We start from the raw sequence: 22,693 nt of genomic DNA on the forward strand, positions 1-22,693 counted from the left end.
TGCGTGTGCCTTTGATCTATTACTGATTGCAACAGCCGGTCGGGGACGGCACTCTGTATGCATAACCAGTGTTTGATTCAGTGCCTGAAATGCCCAATCCCCTTGAAGATCCGCTCTATTACCTGCATAACTTCCGCCAAGTGCTCGACTGGCTGGGGCAGCGTTATGCCGATTTACTGGCCCCGGACGAAGCGCATTTCATTCAGCAATTTGACAGCTTGCCCCAGGCGTCCCAGGCCTTGCTGGTGCGCATGGTGATGCGCAAGGGCGCGCATTTTCGCGCGGGCAAACTCAACTATGTCGAGATTGGCGCAGCCCAGGCAGCGGTCGTGCCGTTGTTGGAACAGGGCTGGGTGACCGACCGGTGCCTGGTGTCGTTTGAAGCGCTGTTCGGCCTGTTGCAGAAAAGCGAAATCCTCACGGTGTTCAAACCCTGGATCGAGCAGCCCAAGGCCAAAAAGGCTGACTGGCTCGAGGCGCTCGCCCCGCAGTTCTGCGAGGAACGCTGCTTTCTGGATTGGTGCCCGGACCTGGCCGATCAGCTCTACAGCCTCACCGTGATGGACCTGTGCGACCGCTTGCGGCTGATGTTTTTTGGCAACCTCTATCAGGACTGGTCGGAGTTTGTGCTGGCGGACCTGGGGATTTTTACTTACGAGAAAGTCGAGTTCTGCCTCGAGTCCCGCGGTTTGCGAAGCCGTGACGATGTGCTCGGCTTGCTGTTTCTGCACCAGTGCCAGCAGGCGTTTGAAGCGGGTGAAGGGCTGGACCGGGTGCTGCAAGACATTGCCACCCTGCACACCGACAACCCGTGGCTGGAAAAGCGTCGGGCCAAACTCCTGTTTCAAGTCGGCCAATACTGCGAGCGCTGTGCCGAATTGGCCTTGGCCGAAACCATCTACCGCCGTTGCACCTATCCCGGCGCCCGGGCGCGGCTGATCCGGGTACTGGAGCGCCAGGAAGACTTCGCCCAGGCGATGCAACTGGCCCGGGAGGCGCAGTCGGCACCCGAGAGCGCCGCCGAGCAGCAGCATCTGCTGCGTGTGGTTCCCCGGCTGCGCCGCAAGCTGGGCGAACCGGCGATGCCCAAGGTAAAACCCCGCGACATCGTGCGCCTGGACCTTGAGCTACCGGCCCCGGAACCACTGATGTCGGTGGAGTATTGCGTGCAGGCGCACTTGAGCGACGACCGTGCACCAGTGCATTACGTCGAGAACAGCCTGATCAATTCGTTGTTTGGCCTGCTGTGCTGGCCGGCGATTTTTGCGCCGCTGCCAGGGTCGTTTTTTCACCCGTTCCAGCGCGGGCCGGTGGACCTGCACAGTGAGGACTTTCATCAGCGGCGTGCCGAGCTGTTTGCCGAATGCCTGGACCAACTGGGCGATGAGCGCTACAAGACCACCATCCGCCAGCGCTACGCAGACAAATGGGGCATCCAGTCGCCCTTTGTGTTCTGGAACGTACTCAGCGAAGACCTGCTGGACCAGGCCCTCGACTGCCTGCCCGCCGCGCACCTGCGCCACTGGTTCGAGCGCCTGCTGCTGGATATCCGCGCCAACCGCGCCGGCATGCCCGACCTGATCCAGTTCTGGCCCGAAGAAAAAACCTACCGCATGATCGAGGTCAAAGGCCCCGGTGATCGCCTGCAGGACAACCAACTGCGCTGGCTGGAGTTCTGCGGCGAGCACCAGATGCCCGTGACCGTGTGTTATGTGCGCTGGGCGGGGCAGGAGGCTTGAGCTACAGCGTCGCGGTGCGGGCGTTGTGCGAATTCACCGCCAAGGTCGGTGACCTCGACCTGCGTTTTACCCCGTCCCCCAGTGCCCAGGAAGGGATTGTCGGGCACCGCACCGTGGCTTCACGGCGCAGCGCCCACTACCAGAACGAAGTCGCGCTGGAGGGCGAGTACCAACAGTTGAAAGTCCGGGGCAGGGCGGATGGCTACGACCCGGACCGCAATCAGCTGGAAGAGGTGAAAACCTATCGCGGCGACCTGGACAAGCAGCCGGCCAACCACCGCCAGTTGCACTGGGCCCAGGTCAAGGTCTACGGCTGGCTGATGTGCCAGAAGCTCGGGTTGTCGGAGATTGTGTTGGCGCTGGTGTACTTCGACATTATCGGTGAGCACGAGACCCTGCTCAGCCAACGTTTTCAGGCTGCTGACCTGCATGAGTTCTTCAATCAGCAATGCGCCCTGTTCCTCGGTTGGGCCGAACAGGAAATGCACCAGCGCGAAGCCCGCAACATTGCAGCGGTTGCCCTGGGCTTTCCCCATGCGGCGTTTCGCCCAGGCCAGCGCGCCCTGGCGGAGACGGTCTACAAGGCGGTCAGCACCGGCCGCTGCCTGATGGCCCAGGCGCCCACCGGCATCGGCAAGACCGTCGGCACGATTTTCCCGATGCTCAAGGCCCTGGCGCCGCAACAGTTGGACAAGGTGTTCTTCCTGACGGCCAAGACCCCCGGCCGAAAATTGGCGCTGGACGCCGCGCAAGTGCTGTATGACAGCAGCCCCGGCCTGCCCCTGCGGGTGCTGGAGCTGGTGGCGCGGGACAAGGCCTGCGAACACCTGGACAAAGCCTGCCACGGCGATTCCTGCCCGCTGGCCAAGGGGTTTTATGACCGCTTGCCGGCCGCTCGCCAAGCCGCGTCCGGCGTGCGCCTGCTGGACCAGCGCAACCTGCGGGAAGTCGCCCTGGCCCACGATGTGTGTCCCTATTACCTGAGCCAGGAAATGGCGCGCTGGACCGACGTGGTGGTCGCCGACTACAACTACTACTTCGACTTCGGCGCCATGTTGTTCGGCCTGGCCCAGCTCAACCAGTGGCGGGTCGCGGTGCTGGTGGACGAGGCCCATAACCTGGTGGAGCGCGGCCGTTCGATGTACAGCGCCGCCCTGGACCAATACACCCTCAAAACCCTGCGCGAGATAGCCCCCGAGCCACTGAAAAAGCCTTTGCAGCGCCTGAACCGTGAGTGGAATGCCCTGCACAAGGCGCAAATGGCGCCGTATCAGGCCTATGCCCACAAGCCCGAAAAGCTGCTGCAAGCCCTGAGCCTGTGCACCAGCGCCATGGGCGAGTACTTCAACGACCATCCCGAAGCGCTCAATGGCGAGCTGCAAGCCTTCTACTTCGAGGCCTTGCAGTTTGCCAAGGTGGCCGAGCTGTTCAACGAACACTTTATCTTCGACATCAGCAAGCGCGAACTCAGCGGCAAACGCAACTCATCGACCCTGTGCCTGCGCAACGTGGTACCCGCCGAGTTCATTCGTCCACGGCTGACGGCGGCGCGTAGCAGCGTGCTGTTTTCCGCGACCTTGAGCCCGCGGCACTACTACGCGGATTTGCTGGGGATGCCGCCCGATACGGCCTGGGTCGATGTGGAGTCGCCGTTCAAGGCCGAGCAGTTGCAGGTGCATATCGTCGACCGGATCTCCACCCGGTTCGTCCACCGGCAGGCCTCCCTTGAACCGATCGTCGAGCTGATTGCCACCCAATTTGCCCAGGCGCCGGGCAACTACCTGGCGTTTTTCAGCAGCTTCGATTACCTGCAGCAGGTGGCGCAGTTGCTGGCCGAGCGGCACCCGCACATCCCGCTGTGGCAGCAGTCACGGGGCATGGCCGAGGCCGAGCGCCAGGGGTTTCTCGACCAGTTCACCCAGCACAGCCAGGGCATCGGTTTTGCCGTGCTCGGCGGTGCATTCGGCGAAGGCATCGACCTGCCGGGAACGCGACTGATCGGTGCATTTATCGCCACCTTGGGCCTGGCGCAACTGAACCCGGTGAATGAGCAGCTCAAACTGCGGATGGGCGCGATTTTCGGTGCCGGTTACGACTACACCTACCTGTACCCGGGCATCCAGAAAGTGGTGCAGGCCGCGGGCAGAGTGATCCGCAGCCAACAGGACCGGGGCGTGGTAATGCTGATCGATGATCGTTTTGGCGAGGCACGGGTGCGGCAGTTATTGCCGCGCTGGTGGTCGATCACTGCGGCGGATACACCGCGTCCCGCAACTGGTGGGTGAACCGGCCGGACATGCCTTCGTAGGCGGTATTGGTCAGCGCAACCACCGTGAGTTTTTGCTGCGGGTCGACAAACCAGCTGTGACCGTAGGCGCCGCCCCATTCCAGGGTGCCCCGGGATTGGGGGGTGCCCGTCAGCGCGGGGTCATTCAACACCGCCCAGCCGTAGCCGAACCCCCAACCCGGGTCCTGGGTTTGCGCCATGGCGCCGACCTGATCGGTGACCATCAACTGCACGCTGTGCGCAGACAGGATCGGCGCACCGCCCCGGCGAATGGTTTCCAGGAACCGCGCAATATCACCTGCCGTCCCGGCCATGCCGGCGCCACCGGAAGGGTAGGCCTGGGGATCGAGAATCCGCCGCACATCAAACAGTGCCGTGCTGTTGCCCGAGGTGATGGTGGCCTTGTCGACCATGCGCAACGGCTGCGGTGATCCATCCTGATACGCGGCGGCCAGCCGCGTGAGGTCGGTCACGGCAAACCCGGTATCGCGCAGACCCAGAGGCCCGGTCACCGACTCGTGGATCAATTCCGGCAAGCGCAGGCCCGACGCCTTTTCCAGCACCGCACCCAGCACATCGGTGGCCATCGAATACTGCCAGCGGGTACCCGGCGGGTAACTCAGGGGCACGCTGGCGATGCGCTTCAGGTTCTCGGCAAAGCTGATTTGCGGTTCGCCCAAACCATCGGAAACCCCGGCCGTGCGGTAAGGGCCTCGGGGGCTTTCCAGAAACCCGTAGCTCAAACCGGCGGTGTGGTTAAGCAACTGGCTGACGGTGATCACCGGGGTGGTGCCGTCCGCCAGCTTGGGAGTGAAGTCGGGCAGCCAGCGGCTGACCGGATCGTCCAGGCCCAGGCGGCCTTGCTCCACCAGGTGCATCGCGGCGGCAGAAACCAGCGGCTTGGTGACCGATGCCAGGCGAAAGATCGTGTCCTCGGTCATCGGCCGCCCGGCTTCCCGGTCCGCCAACCCCGCAGCACGGTGGTAAACCAGCTGCCCGTCCCGCAACACCAGCACCACTGTGCCCACCAGACGCTTGTCGGCAATGGCGCTGTCGACCACTGCATCCACTCGCTGGGCGAGTTGCGGGTCGTGGTTGTTGGCGCAGGCGAGGGTGGTGCAAAGCGAGGTGGCGAAGGCCACAAGGTGTCTGGTAGACGGCTGCATGGGTCAGGCTCTCTCATCGGCAGTGCATGACCAACAAATATGAACACAAGGGCCCCAGACTACAACGAGACACTGCACAGTTGCTGACTCAGTCCCCACAAACGTTCGGCTTGCTCCGGGTCGACGGCCCAGGTCCGTACTCCGTTACGCCGGGAGTCATCCTGCGACGGCGCAGCCACATCGCAATCTTCGCAGTAGACTCCGCCCAGACCCTCTAGTTGCGGGCTGACGGCGCACCATACCGACGTTGCGGCGCCTTGCTCGGGGCTCTTGTAGTGACTGGCGCGACGGATATTGCCTTGGTCATCCAGGGCACCGACGAACGCCAGGTCGTCCTTGTTCAGATAGCGGATCAAGTCAGTGAGAATTTCCCCTGGATGCACGGAGAATGCGCGCACACCATCAGCTATACCGCGTCGGTCGAGCGCTACCGCGAACAGCGCGTTGGCGGTTTTTGATTGGCCATAGGCGAGCCACTTGTCATAGAGTCGGCGCTCAAATTGCGGGTCATCGAAGTGCACAGGGCTGAGCCGATGGCCGAGGGACGACACCGAAACCACCCGTGCCCCGCGGGCCTGGCACAGCGCCGGCCACAGCCTTGCGGTGAGCTGGAAGTGGCCCAGGTGGTTGGTAGCGAACTGAGCTTCGAGGCCTCGTGCATCCCGTTGCAGTGGCGTGGCCATGATTCCGGCGCTATTGATCAGCAGGTCCAATGCCCGCCCGCTGGATAGAAAGTTTTCGGCAAAGCGATCAATTGAGGCCGGGTCGAGTAAATCGAGGCAGGTATGTTCAACGCCGATAATGCCCGAAAGATTGCGTTCGGCCTTTTGAGGGTCCCGTGCGGGAACGATCACCTGTGCACCGGCGTCGGACAGCACGCGAACAGTTTCCAGGCCAATGCCGGAATAGCCGCCAGTGACGATCACCGTCTTGCCACGCAAGTCACGGGCCGCCAAGGCTTGCAGGGCGGTAGTGCAGGCGTCGAAGCCGCTGCCAACCGGGATTTGTTTTTCAGTCATGAAAGATCTCCTTAAGGGAGGCCTAGGTTCCCCGCTGGAGCCCGGACGCGGAATGCCCTAGAGTCCGTGTTTCTGTCGCGTTCGTCCGGAGCTTTTATGGATACCCTTTCCGATGTGCTGGCACTGTTAAAAAGCCATCGCTCGACCTTCGCCGGCCTGAAGGCCGGAGGCACATGGGCCATTAACTTTGCGGCGCCGGACGGTATCAAGTTCAACGCGGTGGTGGAGGGCAGTTGCTGGCTGGAGGTGGAAGGGCTGGTGGTGCCGATGCGCTTGTATGAGGGTGATTGTTTCCTGTTGACCCAGGCACGCCCTTGGAGGCTGTCCAGTCATCTGTCGGGTGAAGGCGTTGACGCACGGGAGGTGTATGCCGAGGCGGTGGGCGGCATCGCCACACTGGGGGACACGGTGGATCTGTTTTTGATCGCCGGGCGCTTTATCTACGGGGATGACGCGCGACTGTTGCTGGACAGCCTGCCGCCGGTGCTGCGGGTGAGCGCCCACTCCGAACAGGCCGCCGTATTGCGCTGGTGCCTGGACCGCCTGGCCCGGGAATACGCCAGCCCGTTGCAAGGCGCGGCGTTGATGACCGAGCATTTGGCGCAAATGATGCTGGTGCAAATCCTGCGTCTCTATCAATCTTCCTTGGGTGCCAGTACCACCGGCTGGCTGGGAGCCTTGACCGATCCAAGGCTGGCTCCGGTGCTGCGGGAAATTCACGCGGCACCTGCCCGGCGCTGGACACTCAGTGAAATGGCCGGCGTGGCGAGTCAATCCCGCTCCACCTTCGCCTTGCACTTCAAGCAACGGGTAGGGCTGGCACCGCAGGAATACCTGACCCGCTGGCGCATGCACCTGGCGGTACAGGCCCTGAAAGCCAGCGACAACAGCGTGTCCACGATCGGCCAGTCCCTGGGTTATCAGTCAGACAGCGCTTTCAGCAGTGCTTTCAAGCGAGTGATGGCTTGTTCTCCCCGGGAATACCGCGAGCGAACCCCACACAAGGACCCCAGTGATGAGCGACATCCAGCAGCAGAAGGTCAAGGTCAACGGCATTGAATTGAACGTGCACATCGCAGGGTCCGAGAGCGGCCCGCCGGTGTGGCTGCTGCATGGCTTTCCCGAGTGCTGGCACTCCTGGCGCGAACAGATTCCGGCGCTTGTCGGCCAAGGTTACCGGGTATTTGTGCCGGAAATGCGCGGTTATGGGCAATCCAGCGCGCCGCCGGAAGTGGCCGACTATGACCTGCTGACCTTGTGTGCCGATATTCAGGGCGCCATGGACCTGTTCGGGCATCGCCAGGTCGCTATGGTCGGGCATGACTGGGGCGCGGTGGTGGCCTGGCACCTGGCGTTGCTGGAGCCTGAGCGAGTCACCCGGCTGGTGACGATGTCGGTGCCGTTCGCCGGGCGTTCGCGCAGGCCGGTGATCGAGATCATGCGTGAGCTGTACGCCGATCGCTTCAATTACATCCTGTACTTCCAGGCGCCGGGCGTGGCCGAACAGGAGTTGGGCGCCGACATCGAGCGGACCTTGCGCCTGTTCATGCAGGACCAGGACGTGTTCCTGCAGCAGAAACCTGCCAGTGCCACGCTGCTGGAAGGCGTTGCGCTGCCGGGCAAACTCCCGGCCTGGTGCAGCCAGCAGGACCTCGACGTGTATGTGCAAACCTTCGCCGGCGACGGCTTTCGCGGCCCATTGAACTGGTACCGCAACTTCGAGCGCAACTGGCAGCGCACCGAATTCCTGGCTGGCAAGCAGGTGCTGCAACCGACCTTGTTCCTGATCGGCGACCGCGACCCGGTGGGGGTGTTCGAGGCCCATACCCTCAAGCGCATGCCTGATTCAGTGCCGAACCTGCAACAAGCCGTGCTTGCCAACTGCGGCCACTGGATTCAGAACGAGCAGGGGCCCAAGGTCAACGAACTGCTGCTCGGGTTTCTAGGGCGAAGGTGAACGTCGCACCGCGCCCTGGCACGTCGATCAGGCGAATTTCCTGACCGTGCAATTGCAGGATGCGGTGCACGATGCGCAAGCCCAGGCCGCCATCGCGGCGGGCGCCGCCAATGGTGAAGGCGCGCAGGAACAGGCCTTCGCGCAGATCCGCCGCAATCCCCGGGCCGCTGTCGCTCACCGTCACTTCAACAACGCCGGCCCTGGGCGCCAGGGTCACTTCAACTTCGCCATTGAGCGGCGTGTGGCGCAAGGCGTTATCCAGCAGGTTGGTGAGCACCCGTTCGATCAGGCCCAGGTCCGCCAATACCGTCGGCACTACTGGCGGCAGGGTGGCGGTGAGGGTCACGGTGCGGGCTTCGGCGGTCAGTTCGAACTTCTGGAAGATGTCCTGCACCAGGTCGGGCAACGAAAAGCCTTCGATGACCGGCTGCACAAAGCCGTGTTCCAGGCGCACCAACTCCAGCAGCGATTGGGCCAGGCCGCCCACTTTGCGACTCTGGTCCAGGGCAATGCCCAGGTAGCGCCGGCGTTCCTGCGGGGTCAGGCTGGCGTCTTTGAGGGACAGGGTTTCCAGGTAGCCATGCAAGGAGGCCAGCGGTGTGCGCAGGTCATGGGATATATTCGCCACCATTTCCCGACGCTCTTGCTCTTGATGGGTAATGGCGCGCCACTGCTCACCCAGGCGGTTCTCCATCTGCACGAACGCATGGTCGAGCACGGCGATTTCATCCTGGCTCGCCACCTCGGGAGCCACGGCCTGCGGGACTTTCGGTGCGCCGTTGATATCGAACTGGCCGACCTTTTCGGTCAGTTGCCGCAGGGGCCGGGTGATCCAGGCAAACGCAGTCAAGCCCGCCAACAGGCACAGCAACGCCACCAGGGCGATGGACCACAGGGCGATGTTCAGTGCCATGCCGGTGGCGTCTCGGGCGTCGAACACATCGTGGGCTTCGCCCAACAACACCACATACAGGAAGCCTGTCTGCTGGCCGTTGACCTGCAACGGTGCGGCGCTGAATACCTTGAGGCCGTCGACGCTGCGCGGGTCGTCGCCAAGAATCGGCAGCATCGCGCCACTGAGGAAACGGCGCACCGGTTCCAGGTTGACCTGGTCGCGGCGCAGGTGGCCGCTGGGCGCGGCGTTGCCCACCACGCGGCCGTTGATGTCCAGCAGGTACACCTCGACACTCGGGTTCACCAGCATCAACTGGCCGAACAGGTTGCGCACCGCGTCCGGCTTGAGGCCGTCGGCGTCCATCAGTTGGGTATCGCGGGCGATGTGTGCGGCCAGGTCCCGGGACAGGCCTTGCACCACTTCCAGTTCATGCATGTGGTTGGAGCGCACTTGCAACCACGCCGAGGTGCCGCTGCAAATCAGCAGCAGCAGGGCGAACACCAGGGACAGGCGCTGGGTAAGGGTCAGCCTCATACAGATTGCTCGGCGAATTTGTAGCCACGGCCCCACACCGTGAGGATGCGTGCCGGGTTGGCCGGGTCGGTCTCGACCTTGGCCCGCAGGCGGTTGATATGGGTGTTGACCGTGTGTTCATAGCCTTCGTGGCTGTAGCCCCACACGGCGTTGAGCAGGTCCATGCGCGAAAACACCTTGCCCGGTTGGCGGGCGAAAAAGTACAGCAGGTCGAATTCCCGGGGCGTGAGGTCCAGCCGCTGGCCTTGCAGGGTGGCGTCGCGGGTCAGCGGGTTGATGAACAACTGGCCCAGGTCGAGGCTGCCGGCGTCCATCTTCAGGTTGCGGGCCATGGCGTCGACCCGGCGCAACAGGGCCTTGACCCGGGCCACCAGCTCCGGCATGGAAAACGGCTTGGCCAGGTAGTCATCGGCCCCCAGCTCCAGGCCGAGGATGCGGTGCAGCTCGCTGGAGCGCGCGCTGGTAATGATGATCGGCGTGTAGCGTGTCATCGCCCGGGCCCGCCGGCAGATTTCCAGGCCGTCGACACCGGGCAGCATCAGGTCAAGGATCAGCGCATCCCAGCCGCCTTGCTCCAGCAGGCGCAGGCCTTCGTCGCCGTCGGCACTGTGGACCACCTCGAACTGCTCGTCCCGCAAGTGCAGGCAGATCAAATCGGCAATATGGGCATCGTCCTCGACCACCAGGACACGTTTGGGCTGATCCATTGATAGAAACCTGTCTTCGTAATTCGCGCATTGTGCGGCTTTTGCAACAGTGTAGTTATCACGAATTGTTTAACTCTGCGTGAGGATTCCGCGACCACCCAAGGCCTAACCTTCACTCATCGCAATGGCCAAAAAAGCACGCAACCCCATTGTGGCGAGGGAGCTTGCTCCCGCTGGGTCGCGTAGCGGCCCCAAAAACTGGGAGCGCTACGCACTCCAGCGGGAGCAAGCTCCCTCGCCACAGTTTCAGCCACAGGGTTATTTGCCGGCCATAAGAGTTGGAGTTAAGGAGAAGGTCATGTATTCACGTCGACAGATATTGCTGGCCAGCGGCGGCCTCGGGCTCGCGGTCATCGCCGGTGGCCTGCTGCAGAAAATCAACGCCGGCCCCAGCCTGATCGCCGAAGCCGAGGCCGCCGAAAACTTTGAGGTCAGCCACACCGACGCCGAATGGCGCACCCTGCTGACCGCCGAGCAATACGGGATCCTGCGCGAGGAGGGCACCGAGCGCCCTTACAGCAGCGCCCTCAATGACGAACACCGCACCGGCACCTTCGCCTGCGCCGGTTGCGCATTGCCCCTGTATGCCTCCGCCACCAAATTCGACAGCCACACCGGCTGGCCCAGCTTCTGGCAACCCCTGGAAAACGCCGTGGCCAGCCACGTCGACACCTCCTTTGGCGTGGTACGCAAGGAAATCCACTGCCGGCGCTGCGGCGGTCACCAGGGCCATGTGTTCGATGACGGCCCGGCCCCCACCGGCCTGCGCTACTGCATGAACGGCGCAGCCATGACGTTCACTGCGGCTTAATTCAATGTCTTCTTATAAGGGAATTCCCCATGTGGCTTTTAGTTCTCGCCTATCTGGGCGGCGTGTTGACGATTGTCAGCCCGTGCATCCTGCCGGTTCTGCCTTTTGTCTTCGCTCGCACCGGCCAGCCGTTTTTGCGCAGTGGCTTGCCGCTGTTGCTGGGGATGGCGATGACCTTCGCCCTGGTCGCGTCGCTCGCGGCAGTGGGCGGCGGTTGGGTGGTGCAAGTCAATCAGTACGGTCGCTGGCTCGCGTTGCTGTTTGTTGCGCTATTCGGGTTGACGTTGCTGCTGCCAAGCCTGTCCGAGCGCCTGACCCGGCCACTGGTGGCGGCGGGCAGTCGCCTGTCGGAAGCCGCCGGGGCCGATTCGCGGCCGCGTCCGGGCGCATCGTTCCTCATCGGCGTGGCCACCGGGTTGCTGTGGGCACCCTGCGCCGGGCCCATCCTGGGGTTGGTGCTGACGGGCGCCGCGCTGCAGGGCGCCAGTATCGGCACTACCTTGCTCTTGCTGGCCTACGCGGCCGGCGCTGCCACCTCCCTGGCCTTGGCGCTGCTGGTCGGCGGTAAAGTCTTTGGTTTCATGAAGCGCTCCCTGGGTGCCGGTGAATGGCTGCGTCGTGGTCTTGGCGCGCTGATGCTGGCGGGTGTGGCGGCGATTGCCCTGGGCCTGGACACCGGGATCCTCGCACGCTTGTCGACCGCATCCACCGGTGGCCTGGAACAAAGCCTGGTGGAAAAACTCAGCGCCAAGCCTGAACAGAAGAGCGGGGCGATGATGGCGGGCGGCGCGATGATGGCTGCGAACCACAGCGACACGCTGCCGGTGGAAGGCCAGTTGCCGCCGCTGGACGGTGCCGTGCAATGGCTCAACTCCAAGCCACTGACTGCCGAGGCGTTGAAAGGCAAAGTGGTGCTGGTGGATTTCTGGACTTACTCCTGCATCAACTGCCTGCGCACCTTGCCGTACGTCAAGGCCTGGGCCGAGAAGTACCGCGACCAGGGCCTGGTGGTGATCGGTGTGCACGCGCCGGAATTCGCCTTCGAACGGGACGTCAACAACGTCACCAAGGCCATGAAAGACCTGGGCATCACTTACCCGGTGGCCATCGACAACGACTACAAGATCTGGCGCGCCTTCAACAACCAGTACTGGCCGGCGCATTACTTTGCCGACGCCAAGGGCCAGATTCGCTACCACCATTTTGGCGAGGGTGATTACGCCGAGTCCGAGCGGGTTATCCAGCAACTGCTGCGTGAAGCGGGCGCAACCAAAGTGGCGAGCGGCTTGATCGAGGCCGACGCCAAGGGCATCCAGGCCGCACCGGACATGAACGAAGTACAGTCGCCGGAAACCTACCTGGGCTTCCAGCGCGCCGAGAACTTCGTGTCCACCGGCACCCTGGCCACTGACAAGGTCGCCAACTACCCGGCAGCCGGCAATCTCGCGCTGAACAACTGGACCCTGGAAGGCCAGTGGAACGTCGGTGGGCAGCAAGCCACCCTCGCGGCGGCCAACGGCAAGATCGTCTACCGCTTCCACGCCCGTGACTTGCACCTGGTGCTGGGCCCTGGCGCCGACGGCAAGCCGGTGCGCTTCAAGGTCACCGTCGACGGCCAGGCGCCGGGTGATGCCCATGGCACCGACGTCGCACCGGACGGCAGCGGCACCGTGACCGAACAACGCTTGTACCAGCTTGTTCGTCAGCCGGGCGCGGTCAAGGACCGGACCTTCACCATCGAGTTTCTAGACCCGCAAGTGGCGGCCTACGCCTTCACCTTCGGCTAACCCGGCGACGTAACGCTTGAACTGAAAACCCAATCAATGTGGGAGCTGGCTTGCCTGCGATAGCGATGTTGAATTCACCACCGCCATCGCAGGCAAGCCAGCTCCCACCGTTGACCGTGTTTATTCTGATGTCTTGGAGTGAATGAGATGAAACTGCTTAATTACTTACCGGCCCTCGCGTTTGCTGCCTTCGTCGGCCACGCCTCGGCGTTCTCTTTCGGCCCGTCCGACGACGCGGTGGCCATCGCACCACCGGCCATGGACCTGCCGGCAGACGCCGGCAACCTGCAAACCGCGGTCTTCGCCGGCGGCTGTTTCTGGGGCGTGCAGGGTGTGTTCCAGCATGTACAGGGGGTGAAAAACGCCGTGTCCGGCTATGACGGCGGCGCAGCGGGCACCGCCCAGTACGACAGCGTCAGCGGCGGCGATACCGGCCACGCCGAATCCGTCTCGGTGACCTACGACCCGAGCAAGGTCAGCTACGGCAAGTTGCTGCAGATCTACTTCTCGGTGGCCCACAACCCCACGGAACTCAACCGCCAGGGCCCGGACAGCGGCACCCAGTACCGCTCGGCGATCTTTGCCCAGAACGCTGAACAGCAAAAAGTCGCCCAGGCCTACATCGCCCAGCTCGACGCCGCCAAGTCCTTTGATAAGCCGATCGTGACCAAAATCGAAATGGGCAAGGCGTTCTACCCGGCAGAGTCCTACCACCAGGACTTCCTGACCGAGAATCCGTCGTACCCGTACATCGTGATCAACGACCTGCCCAAGGTGGCCCAGCTGAAAAAACTGTTCCCCGACCAATACCGGGCAGAACCGGTGCTGGTGAAGAACCAGTAGGAGCACGCTTGCTCGCGAAGGTCGTTAACGATAACGCTGGCTGGCTGGCTGGCTGGATGGCTGTCTGGAGGGGAGCGGCGCCTTCAAGTTTTTCGCGAGCAAGCTCGCTCCTACAATTTTGCCAGGTAAGGCGCCAGGCGCCGGCCCATCTCTTCACCCAGGGCTTGCAGCCCGCTCAAGGGGCGGATCATCACTTCAAACTCGATGATCTGCCCTTGCTCGTTAAAGCGAATCAGGTCGATGCCCTTGAGTTGCTTGTCACCCACCCGGGCGCTGAACTCCAGCACCACGCTTTGGCCGTCGGCGGTGGCCAGTTCTCGGTGGTAGGTAAAGTCTTCAAACACGTTGAACACCGTGTTGAGGATCATCGACACCACCGGCGCGCCGGGGTAGGGCGTGTGGGCCATGGGCGAGCGGAAGACGGCATCGGGGGCGAGCAATTCAGGCAGGGCTTTCAAATCACCGGCCACCAGCATGGCGTGCCAACGCTTGAGGCTGTGGGCGGCTTGGGGAGATAGCTTCAATTCGTCGGACATGTCGGGCACCTGTTCTTATGATGGGCGGGGCGTTGCACCCCACCAACATAAGAGCGGCACCAACGCCGATCAATGATCCAAATTGACAGTTATATGATTGAGCCGCACACCACACCTGCCACGATCGACGACGATCGTTCCCACGCTCTGCGTGGGAACGCCGCCCTGGACGCTCTGCGTCCGCTCTTGACGTCGTGACGCAGAGCGTCACCGGATGCATTCCCACGCGGAGCGTGGGAACGATCAACGCGGAGCGTGAGAACGATCAATCATCAGACCACTTCCAGGTACGAGCTATGAATCGCCCGCGCCAACTCGCGCACGGTGTCGATAAATTCCGTCAGCCGGCTGTGCAGCCCGTCCTCCAGGATCTCGTCAATTCCGGTATACCGGAGCCGGGCCTCAAACTCCGCAGCCAAACGCTGGGCCGTGCGCCCGTAACTGCCCGGCAAGTCCGCCAGGATGTGGCTCAACTCCTCGATACACGCATGCAACGAGCGGGGCACATCACTGCGCAACAGCAACAGCTCCGACACCGACCGCGCATTCAACGCATTCGGGTACAGCTCGGTGTACGCCTCAAACGATGACAACGCCCGCAGCAACGCACTCCACTGGTAATACCCGCGTGCCGACAGGTCGCTGACCTCTTCAGACTCTTCGCCAAACATCTCATAGCGTGCATCCAGCAGGCGCAGGGTGTTATCCGCCCGTTCGACAAAGGTGCCCAGCCGGATAAACCGGTACGCGTCATTGCGCATGATCGTCCCGGACGTCGCCCCACGAAACAGGTGCGAACGCTGTTTCACCCAGTCACAGAAGTGGCTGATGCCATGGCGCGCCAAGCCGCCAGCCGCGATGCTGCGCATTTCCAGCCAGGTGGCGTTGAGGTTTTCCCACATGTCGGCCGTGATCCGCCCGCGCACCGCATGGGCGTTGCCCCGTGCGGCCCGCAGGCAGTTATAGATGCTCGCCGGGTTTTCCTCGTCCAGGGCGAAGAAGTGCAACATGCGCTCGGCGTCCAACTGCTTGTGGCGTTCGAGGTAACTGTCCAGGGTGCCGCTGCTGAGCAGCGACATGGCCAACTCATCCAGCCCGTCACTGCGCCCGGCCTGGGGCATCAGCGACAGCGAATAACTGACTTCCAGCATGCGCGCCAGGTTCTCGGCGCGCTCCAGGTAACGGGACATCCAATACAAATCTGCGGCGGTTCTACTCAGCATACTCAGCCCTCCACCACCCAGGTGTCCTTGGTTCCGCCGCCTTGCGACGAGTTGACGATCAATGAGCCTTCCCGCAGTGCCACCCGGGTCAAGCCACCGGGCACCAGGCGGGTTTCCTTGCCCGAGAGCACAAACGGTCGCAGGTCGATATGCCGTGGCGCGATGCCGTTTTCGACAAAGGTCGGGCAGGTGGACAGGCTCAAGGTCGGTTGGGCGATGTAGGCGTGGGGACGGGCCTTGATGCGTTGCCGGAAGTCCTCGATCTCGGCAGCGGTAGACGCGGGGCCCACCAGCATGCCGTAGCCGCCGGAGCCCTGGGTTTCCTTGACCACCAGTTCCGGCAGGTGCGCCAGTACGTGGGACAGTTCATCGGGCTTGCGGCACTGGAAGGTCGGCACGTTTTGCAGGATCGGTTCTTCATCCAGGTAGAACCGGATCATTTCCGGCACATAGGGGTAGATCGACTTGTCGTCCGCCACGCCGGTGCCGATGGCATTCGCCAGCACCACGTTGCCCGCGCAGTAGGCCGCCACCAGGCCGGGTACGCCGAGCATCGAGTCGGGGTTGAAGGCCTGCGGGTCGAGGAACGCGTCGTCGATACGGCGGTAAATCACATCCACGGCCTTCGGGCCGTCGGTGGTGCGCATGAATACCTTGAGGTCGTGCACAAACAGATCGGCGCCTTCCACCAGCTCCACGCCCATTTCCCGGGCCAGGAACGCATGCTCGAAAAACGCGCTGTTAAAGCGGCCCGGCGTCAGTACCACCACATTCGGGTTGTCCAGGCGGCTGGAGCTTTTCAGGGTCTTGAGCAGCAGGTTGGGGTAGTGGTCCACCGGGGCGATACGCTGTTTGGCAAACACCTCGGGGAACAGGCGCATCATCATCTTGCGGTCTTCGAGCATGTAGCTCACACCGCTGGGGGTGCGCAGGTTGTCTTCGAGCACGTAGTACGTGCCGTCGCCATCGCGTACCAGGTCAACCCCGGAAATGTGCGAGTAGATATCGCGGTGCAAGTCCAGGCCGACCATGGCCTTCTGGTAACCCTCGTTGCCGAGGACCTGCTCGGCGGGGATGATCCCGGCCTTGATGATGCGTTGGTCGTGGTAGATATCGGCGAGGAACATGTTCAGTGCATTCACCCGCTGGATACAGCCGCGTTCGATGACGCTCCATTCACTGGCGGGGATGCTGCGGGGGATGATGTCGAAGGGAATCAGGCGCTCGGTGTCTTGCTCGTCGCCATACAGGGTGAAGGTGATCCCGGCGCGGTGAAACAGCAGGTCGGCTTCACGGCGGCGCTGGGCCAGCAGTTCTGGCGGCGTATTGGCCAGCCAGCGGGAGAAATCCTGATAGTGCGCACGGCACACGCCGTTTGCATCATTCATTTCATCAAAGAAAGATCGAGCCATTCCAGTACCTTGTCAGTGCCCGGGGAACTACTCATGGGTGGCACTGCCGCTTTAGAAAACGCATTTTTTTATGAGCCCGTGGCTGATGGTGCCAGCAGGCCTGGTCCTTACTTTCTTTTGGGGTGGGCTCTGGGTCGGGGGGTAACGAATGCTCCTGTAATCAGGCGGGGCAGGTGGGTGATTGAAGGAGTAAAGCAATGCCTGTGCCATCGACCCGTAGCGACTCCCCTGTGGCGAGGGAGCTTGCTCCCGCTGGGGTGCGAAGCGCCCCCAGGAAGCAGGCCTGCTACGCAGTCTAACGGGAGCAAGCTCCCTCGCCACATAGAGCGCTCGATTGCCTCAAAACGGTGCATCAATTACTTGAACTTTGCACCAGCGCAGTTCTTCTAACGGGCTTCAAATACCTGCGTGGAGCACTGATCGTGCCCAGAATCATTTCCCCACAGAACCCCGAGTCGGCCCTGACCGACCACAGCGAGCACTCCGCGAAGATTTTCGGTTCACCCAAGGACCGTCTCGACTTCTACCGGCGCGAGATCCAGTACGAAACCAGCATCCTGGCCAACCGCACCGATGCCTACCTCACCGCCCAGTCATTCCTGGTGATCGCCTTTGTGTCCGGCATGGGCAACCTCAACCCGGAATGGGGCAAGCTGTTCACCCTGGTGGTGCCGGTGTTTCTGGCGATGCTGGGCATTCTCAGCTCCCTCAACGCCTGGCCGGGCATTCGGGCGGCCTACGACATCATCGATCACTGGCACTACAAACAAAGCGAACTGCTGCGCAGCGAACCGGTGATGGGCCTGGCGTACGACGAGTCGCCGCTGTTCAGCGAGACGGAGTCGTCCCATAAGGGCTATCGCAAATCGCTGCTGTTCTCGATGCGTGCACCCTGGTTGTTCATGGTGTTCTGGGTGATCCTGGGGGCCTACGCGTTCTATATCCAGGTCGACAACCCAGGCTCCTAGCCAATCGGAATGAACTTCCGCCCGGCGTTCAGCACCTTACGTTTACGCAGGGCCAGTTTTCCCAATCTGCGAAGAGGTGACCATGAACGCAACCGATAAAGACGATCCGCAAGTCAGCGGCCGCAATGATCCCGCCATCGACGGCGGCGAGCCCGCGCCGGGCACTGCTGCCGACGCGCCAAAAGACCCGACACCCGACGCCGACCCAAAGGCCAAAGAAAACGACTACAGTCCAGACTTCAAGCCCGAGCGCGAGCCCAAGCCTGAAACCGATGCCGATATCGATACCCAAGGCGGTTAGAGGAGACGGTCATGTCAGTTGAAATAGACGAAGACGATGAACTCAATGACCCGGGCAATGAAGACCCGGGCTCACTGATGGATGATGCCGAAGTACCGCTTAACGACCTGGATGATGCGGCCGACGTCGGCAACACTGAAAACCAGGAATAAGCCTCATGTGTGCACCTGGGCACGCCGTTCATACCACACCAGCATGGGCTGCGTGCTAAGGCCATGAACGACGATGCTCAGGGCTATCACCGATAGCGTCAGGTTCACCGCCACGGCGCTGCTGGTGCCCACCAGCCCATGGTTGATGGCGTAGAACAGGTAGTAAATACTGCCGATCCCGCGAATCCCGAACCAGCCCACCAGCCCCCGTTGATGGCGATCCAGCAGGCTGCCCCAAGGCATCGACAGCACACTGAGCGGGCGAATCACGCAAAACAGCAACGCACCCACCACCAGCGCCCGCCAGTCCCAGTGGCTGACCAGCACCACCCCCAGCAGGGTCACCAGAAACACCTCCATGGAACGTTCCACCAGGCTGCCAAAGGCGAGCATGTCGCCCATCATCACGCCTGCGGCGATCTGGGTGTCTTGCAACTCCCCGACGTCACCGTGCAATGCCTGCTCGGGTTCCACCTCCATATGGCCCACCAACGGTTTTGCCAGATGCTCGGCAGGGATTTGCGAATTGCCCGTGGACTTGAACTCTGCCTGGCGCAGCCCGAGGCCGGCGGCAAATACCGACAGAAACCCATAGCCGCCGATGGCCTCGGCCACCACGTAGGCCAGGGCAATCAAGGCCAGCGTCAGGTAATCATTCGGCGACAGGGTGCTGTCGGCATTGGTGATGCGCATCTTGAGGGTCAGCCGACCGATGCCCCGGCCCATCCAGTAGCCGGTCAACAGGCCGGCCGGTACCGCCCAGATCAGGTTCTTCAAGACCCAGCCGCCGAGCCAGTCACCGTCAAACCCGCCGTGTTGCATGAACATCAGCCCGAAGATCACGAACGGGAAGGCGGTGCCGTCGTTCAGGCCCGCTTCGCCGGACAGGCCGAACCGCAATGAGTCATAGTCCTGGGCATTGTTGACCTGCACCAGGCCCGCGAGCACCGGGTCGGTGGGCGCAAGAATCGCCCCCACCAACAGCGAAACGCCCCACGACAACCCCAGCAGCCCGTGCAGCACCAGGCACGTGCCGAGTATGGTCAGGAGCATGACCGGGCCGGCCATGCCAAACGCGATGCGCCAGGTCCGATGCTGGAGGGGCAGCCGCAGTTTCAGCCCGCTGACAAACAACGAGAACAGCACCGCGACTTCCGTCAGGTGCTCCATCCAGCGGGCGGAGGCCTTGATGTCCAGGTGCAGCAGGTCCATGCCCAGCGGGCCGATACCCACGCCCAGCAACAGGCACACCGCCGAGGTGGTGACTGGCATCCAGCGCAGGTAGGAGGAGGTGAGGGCGAGAATCAGCAAGACACTGCCGAGCACTGCCATCCATAAAATAAAGGTCATCAAAGGCTCCTGGACGCTGGGTCCTGAGACGTTTGAGGCGGGCCAATCGCAGCAGGTTCAAAAGGATTCACTCCAGCAGCACAGAACCGGTGGTGCGCAGGCGAATCATGTCGATCAACTGCCGCAACCCCGGCTGTGACTGGCGCCGGCTGGGGTAATACATGCACAGTGGCGCGCCGATGCAGGCCCAGTCGGGTAGCACTTCCACCAGGCGGCCGTCTGCCAGTTGCGGGAGCACGCGGTTTTCCAGGCAGTAGGCAATGCCCACGCCTTGCAGCGCCGCGTCGACGATGGTTTGGGTGTCGGCCGCGCTGAAGTGGCCGGGTACGTCGAGGCGCTGTTGGCGGGCGCCGTTGCCCAGTTCCCACTTGTAGGGGGTCTTGTCCCCCAGGTACATGCGCACACACGAGTGCGCGAGCAAGTCCTTGGGTACCTTAGGCGTGCCGGCCGTTGCCAGGTAGTCAGGGGAGGCGACCATGATCCAGCGCAGCTCGCCGGTCAACGGCACTGCCACCATGTCCTGGGGTACGGTGGCGCCATAGCGGATGCCGGCGTCGTAGCCCTCGGCGACGATGTCGAGCATGCGGTCTTCGATCATCACGTCCAGGCGCAGTTGCGGGTAGGTGCGGGTGAACTCGCCCAGCAGCGGCGAGATCAGCAACACGGCGGCGTCCTGGGGTACGTTCAGGCGCAGCCGGCCAATCGGTGCTTCGCGGTACAGCTCCAGGGTGTCGAGGCCGTCCTGAATCGTCGCAAAGCCGACACTGAGCTTTTCCGCCAGCACCATACCGGCGTCGGTGGGCTCCACTGCACGGCTGGTGCGGTAGAGCAACTTGACCCCCAGGCGCGTTTCCAGGTTACGCATGGTGTGGCTCAGGGCCGAGGTGGTCACCCCCAGTTCATGGGCCGCATGCCGGAAGCTGCGGCGCCGGATGATTGCCATGAACACATTAAGGTCGGCCAACTCGGAGCGGTTGAACGCAGCCATATCAAGCACCTTTTATAGGGTTTGGGTTGCACACGGCGTTGAGCCCGATTCAACCACGGATGATCTAGAGTAATCGTTTTTTTACTGTATGTTTCTGGCGGAGGCTTTTTTCATGAGTATCGAAACCATCAAGATCCCGGGCATCGACAAGGCCGTCTCGCGGATTGCGCTGGGCACCTGGTCCATGGGCGGTTCGATGTGGGGCGGTGCGGATAATGAGGTGTCGATCAAGACCATTCGCCATGCGCTGGCCAGCGGCATCAATTTTATCGACAGTGCACCGGTCTACGGCCTCGGGTTATCTGAAGAACTGATCGGCCGGGCCCTGCGCGGTGTGCGCCACACCGCCGTGATCGCCACCAAGGCCGGCCTGCAATGGGACGATGGCACCGTGCGCCGCAACGCCACGGCCCGGCGCATCCGCAAGGAAATCGAAGACTCCCTGCAACGCCTCGAAACCGACTACATCGACCTCTACCAGATTCACTGGCCCGACCCCCTGGTGGCCCAGGAAGAAACCGCCGGCGAGCTGGAAAAACTGCGCCGCGAAGGCAAGATCCTCGCCGTGGGCGTGAGCAATTATTCGCCGGCGCAAATGGACGACTTCCGCCAATACACTCACCTGGACACCGTGCAGCCGCCCTACAACCTGTTCGAGCGGGCGATCGACAGCGACATCCTGCCGTACGCCAAACAAAACGCCCTGGTGGTCTTGGCTTACGGCTCGATGTGCCGGGGCCTGCTGACCGGCAGCATGCACGCCGCCACGCGTTTCAACGGTGATGATGTGCGCAAGCTCGACCCGAAATTCAAGGCGCCACGCTTTGAGCAATACCTGGCGGCCGTCGCTGCGCTGGATGTATACGCCCGCGAATGCCACAGCAAGTCGGTGCTGGCCCTGGCCTTGCGCTGGGTGCTGGACCAGGGCCCGACGATTGCCCTGTGGGGTGCCCGTCGCCCGGAGCAACTCAAAGGCATCGAGGATGCATTCGGCTGGCAGCTCTCGGCCGATGACCTGCAACATATCGACCGTATTCTGGCCAGCACGATAAAAGATCCGGTAGGGCCGGAATTTATGGCCCCTGCCAAACGTTAGCCTTCACGACAGGGATGTCTTGCAGTTGCAAAACAACAAAAGACATCCCTTTGGCGTTGAGGTTTTTGGCATGAAGCGCGGTACCGTATTCAAGATCTTCGGTGGTTTGTTGTGTGTGGTGGCGGTGGCAGGCGCGTGGAAGTGGCGGGGTAATCCCGATGTGTTGTGGCAGATCGTCAGCCGCCAATGTGTACCCGACCAAAGCCAGCACCAAAACCCCAGCCCGTGCCTCACCGTTGACCCGGACAAAGGCTTTGCCTTGCTCAAGGACATCAACGGGCCTTATCAGGACCTGCTGATCCCCACCGATAAAGTCACCGGCATCGAAGACGTCGCGCTGACACGGGACCTGCTGCCCCATTACTTTGCCCAGGCCTGGAAACACCACGACGCGCTGTCCAGCGGCCTGGCCACGCCGATTGACGACCGCTATGTATCCCTGGCGATCAACTCCCGCTACGGCCGTTCGCAAAACCAGCTGCATATCCACATCGCCTGCCTGCGACCTGACGTGTTCAAAACCCTCAACGACAGCGCCGCGTCCCTCAATGAGCAATGGCAAACCCTGCCGGTGAAACTGCTGGGGCATACCTACAGCGCCCGTACCCTGTCGGCGGCGGACTTCGACCTGCGTGACCCGCTGGCGATATTGAATGAGTACGTACGCGCCCAGGGCGACGCCATGGCCAGCTACAGCCTGCTGCTGGCGCCAGAGGCCGACGGCAACTTCGTGCTGTTGACCACCCGGTTGACGCTCAAGGAGTGGAACCTGGCGTCCGCCGAAGAGCTGCAAGACCACCAGTGCAACCTGATGACCCAGGCTGCCCGCTGAATTCACGCCCACCTGGAGGTATCCACCACAACGACCTGTTTCCACTGTTTACGACATCCGCGACGCTATCCGTTGAACGAGTGTTCAGTT

General features: G+C 62.4%; 21 protein-coding genes. 12 read left to right on the forward strand and 9 right to left on the reverse strand.

Going from position 1 to position 22,693, the window contains the following annotated elements; genetic code table 11:
- Positions 1-89 precede the first annotated feature (89 nt).
- Together HX855_RS03605 and HX855_RS03610 are read left to right on the forward strand one after the other, a co-directional pair.
- Positions 90-1,739, forward strand: a complete 1,650-nt coding sequence (locus tag HX855_RS03605) for a VRR-NUC domain-containing protein (protein WP_177085001.1) — start codon at positions 90-92, stop codon at positions 1,737-1,739.
- The gene (locus tag HX855_RS03610; RefSeq protein ID WP_177085003.1) at positions 1,736-4,024 is read left to right on the forward strand and encodes an ATP-dependent DNA helicase; all 2,289 of its coding nucleotides are present in this window, start codon (positions 1,736-1,738) and stop codon (positions 4,022-4,024) included. The genes HX855_RS03605 and HX855_RS03610 overlap by 4 nt, the downstream gene beginning before the upstream one ends.
- On the opposite strand, the gene HX855_RS03615 is transcribed toward HX855_RS03610, so the two are convergent.
- Together HX855_RS03615 and HX855_RS03620 are read right to left on the reverse strand one after the other, a co-directional pair.
- On the reverse strand, positions 3,984-5,192 hold the full coding sequence (locus HX855_RS03615; protein WP_177085005.1) for a serine hydrolase: 1,209 nt from the start codon (positions 5,190-5,192) through the stop codon (positions 3,984-3,986). The genes HX855_RS03610 and HX855_RS03615 overlap by 41 nt on opposite strands.
- A 59-nt stretch (positions 5,193-5,251) precedes the next feature.
- Entirely contained in the window at positions 5,252-6,211 is a 960-nt protein-coding gene (locus tag HX855_RS03620; RefSeq protein WP_177085007.1) for an oxidoreductase, read from the reverse strand.
- 96 nt (positions 6,212-6,307) lie between these two features.
- Between HX855_RS03620 and HX855_RS03625 the strand changes: the two genes are divergently transcribed.
- Entirely contained in the window at positions 6,308-7,270 is a 963-nt protein-coding gene (locus HX855_RS03625; RefSeq protein ID WP_177085009.1) for an AraC family transcriptional regulator, read from the forward strand.
- A complete protein-coding gene (locus HX855_RS03630; RefSeq protein ID WP_177085011.1) occupies positions 7,227-8,168 on the forward strand; it encodes an alpha/beta fold hydrolase in 942 nt (313 codons plus the stop codon). The genes HX855_RS03625 and HX855_RS03630 overlap by 44 nt, the downstream gene beginning before the upstream one ends.
- Here the strand turns inward: HX855_RS03630 and HX855_RS03635 are convergent.
- Together HX855_RS03635 and HX855_RS03640 are read right to left on the reverse strand one after the other, a co-directional pair.
- Positions 8,131-9,597, reverse strand: coding sequence for a HAMP domain-containing sensor histidine kinase (locus tag HX855_RS03635; RefSeq protein ID WP_177085013.1), 1,467 nt, complete (start codon positions 9,595-9,597; stop codon positions 8,131-8,133). The two genes, HX855_RS03630 and HX855_RS03635, sit on opposite strands and share 38 nt — an antisense overlap.
- Entirely contained in the window at positions 9,594-10,304 is a 711-nt protein-coding gene (locus tag HX855_RS03640; protein WP_177085015.1) for a response regulator transcription factor, read from the reverse strand. Before HX855_RS03640 ends, HX855_RS03635 begins: the two co-directional genes overlap by 4 nt.
- 298 nt (positions 10,305-10,602) lie before the next feature.
- Between HX855_RS03640 and msrB the strand changes: the two genes are divergently transcribed.
- From msrB to msrA, 3 genes are all read left to right on the forward strand, one after another.
- Positions 10,603-11,115, forward strand: a complete 513-nt coding sequence (gene msrB / locus HX855_RS03645; RefSeq protein ID WP_177085017.1) for a peptide-methionine (R)-S-oxide reductase MsrB — start codon at positions 10,603-10,605, stop codon at positions 11,113-11,115.
- Positions 11,116-11,144: 29 nt separating this feature from the next.
- Positions 11,145-12,902: a cytochrome c biogenesis protein DipZ gene (locus tag HX855_RS03650; protein WP_177085019.1), complete on the forward strand. Its 1,758-nt coding sequence runs from the start codon at positions 11,145-11,147 to the stop codon at positions 12,900-12,902.
- 147 nt (positions 12,903-13,049) lie between these two features.
- A complete protein-coding gene (msrA, locus tag HX855_RS03655; protein WP_177085021.1) occupies positions 13,050-13,745 on the forward strand; it encodes a peptide-methionine (S)-S-oxide reductase MsrA in 696 nt (231 codons plus the stop codon).
- 110 nt (positions 13,746-13,855) lie between these two features.
- Here msrA and HX855_RS03660 read toward each other — a convergent pair whose 3' ends face one another.
- The 3 genes from HX855_RS03660 to HX855_RS03670 all read right to left on the reverse strand — a co-directional run bounded on the left by HX855_RS03660 (position 13,856) and on the right by HX855_RS03670 (position 16,916).
- Positions 13,856-14,281 carry a nuclear transport factor 2 family protein gene (locus tag HX855_RS03660; RefSeq protein WP_167664290.1) on the reverse strand — a complete coding sequence of 142 codons (426 nt, stop codon included), beginning with the start codon at positions 14,279-14,281 and terminating at the stop codon, positions 13,856-13,858.
- 272 nt (positions 14,282-14,553) lie between these two features.
- Positions 14,554-15,504 carry an alpha-E domain-containing protein gene (locus HX855_RS03665; RefSeq protein WP_012724311.1) on the reverse strand — a complete coding sequence of 317 codons (951 nt, stop codon included), beginning with the start codon at positions 15,502-15,504 and terminating at the stop codon, positions 14,554-14,556.
- 2 nt (positions 15,505-15,506) lie between these two features.
- Positions 15,507-16,916: a circularly permuted type 2 ATP-grasp protein gene (locus HX855_RS03670; RefSeq protein WP_177085023.1), complete on the reverse strand. Its 1,410-nt coding sequence runs from the start codon at positions 16,914-16,916 to the stop codon at positions 15,507-15,509.
- Positions 16,917-17,338: 422 nt separating this feature from the next.
- Between HX855_RS03670 and HX855_RS03675 the strand changes: the two genes are divergently transcribed.
- The 3 genes from HX855_RS03675 to HX855_RS03685 all read left to right on the forward strand — a co-directional run bounded on the left by HX855_RS03675 (position 17,339) and on the right by HX855_RS03685 (position 18,337).
- Entirely contained in the window at positions 17,339-17,884 is a 546-nt protein-coding gene (locus tag HX855_RS03675) for a hypothetical protein (protein WP_177085026.1), read from the forward strand.
- Positions 17,885-17,966: 82 nt separating this feature from the next.
- The gene (locus HX855_RS03680; RefSeq protein ID WP_177085028.1) at positions 17,967-18,185 is read left to right on the forward strand and encodes a hypothetical protein; all 219 of its coding nucleotides are present in this window, start codon (positions 17,967-17,969) and stop codon (positions 18,183-18,185) included.
- A gap of 11 nt (positions 18,186-18,196) precedes the next feature.
- The gene (locus tag HX855_RS03685; RefSeq protein WP_003217070.1) at positions 18,197-18,337 is read left to right on the forward strand and encodes a hypothetical protein; all 141 of its coding nucleotides are present in this window, start codon (positions 18,197-18,199) and stop codon (positions 18,335-18,337) included.
- Positions 18,338-18,340: 3 nt separating this feature from the next.
- Here the strand turns inward: HX855_RS03685 and HX855_RS03690 are convergent, their stop codons facing one another.
- Positions 18,341-19,687, reverse strand: a complete 1,347-nt coding sequence (locus tag HX855_RS03690) for a sodium:proton antiporter (protein WP_177085030.1) — start codon at positions 19,685-19,687, stop codon at positions 18,341-18,343.
- Between the two features lie 67 nt (positions 19,688-19,754).
- Positions 19,755-20,675 (reverse strand): LysR family transcriptional regulator, encoded by a 921-nt coding sequence (locus HX855_RS03695; RefSeq protein ID WP_177085032.1) that lies wholly within the window; start codon positions 20,673-20,675, stop codon positions 19,755-19,757.
- Between the two features lie 112 nt (positions 20,676-20,787).
- Between HX855_RS03695 and HX855_RS03700 the strand changes: the two genes are divergently transcribed.
- Both HX855_RS03700 and HX855_RS03705 read left to right on the forward strand, forming a co-directional pair.
- A complete protein-coding gene (locus HX855_RS03700; RefSeq protein WP_177085034.1) occupies positions 20,788-21,771 on the forward strand; it encodes an aldo/keto reductase in 984 nt (327 codons plus the stop codon).
- Between the two features lie 70 nt (positions 21,772-21,841).
- Complete coding sequence (locus HX855_RS03705) at positions 21,842-22,603, forward strand: CDP-diacylglycerol diphosphatase (RefSeq protein ID WP_177085036.1); 762 nt, start codon at positions 21,842-21,844, stop codon at positions 22,601-22,603.
- Positions 22,604-22,693 lie beyond the last annotated feature (90 nt).

It is taken from the genome of Pseudomonas sp. IPO3778 (genome assembly GCF_013386825.1).
Classification (GTDB): Bacteria; Pseudomonadota; Gammaproteobacteria; order Pseudomonadales; family Pseudomonadaceae; genus Aquipseudomonas.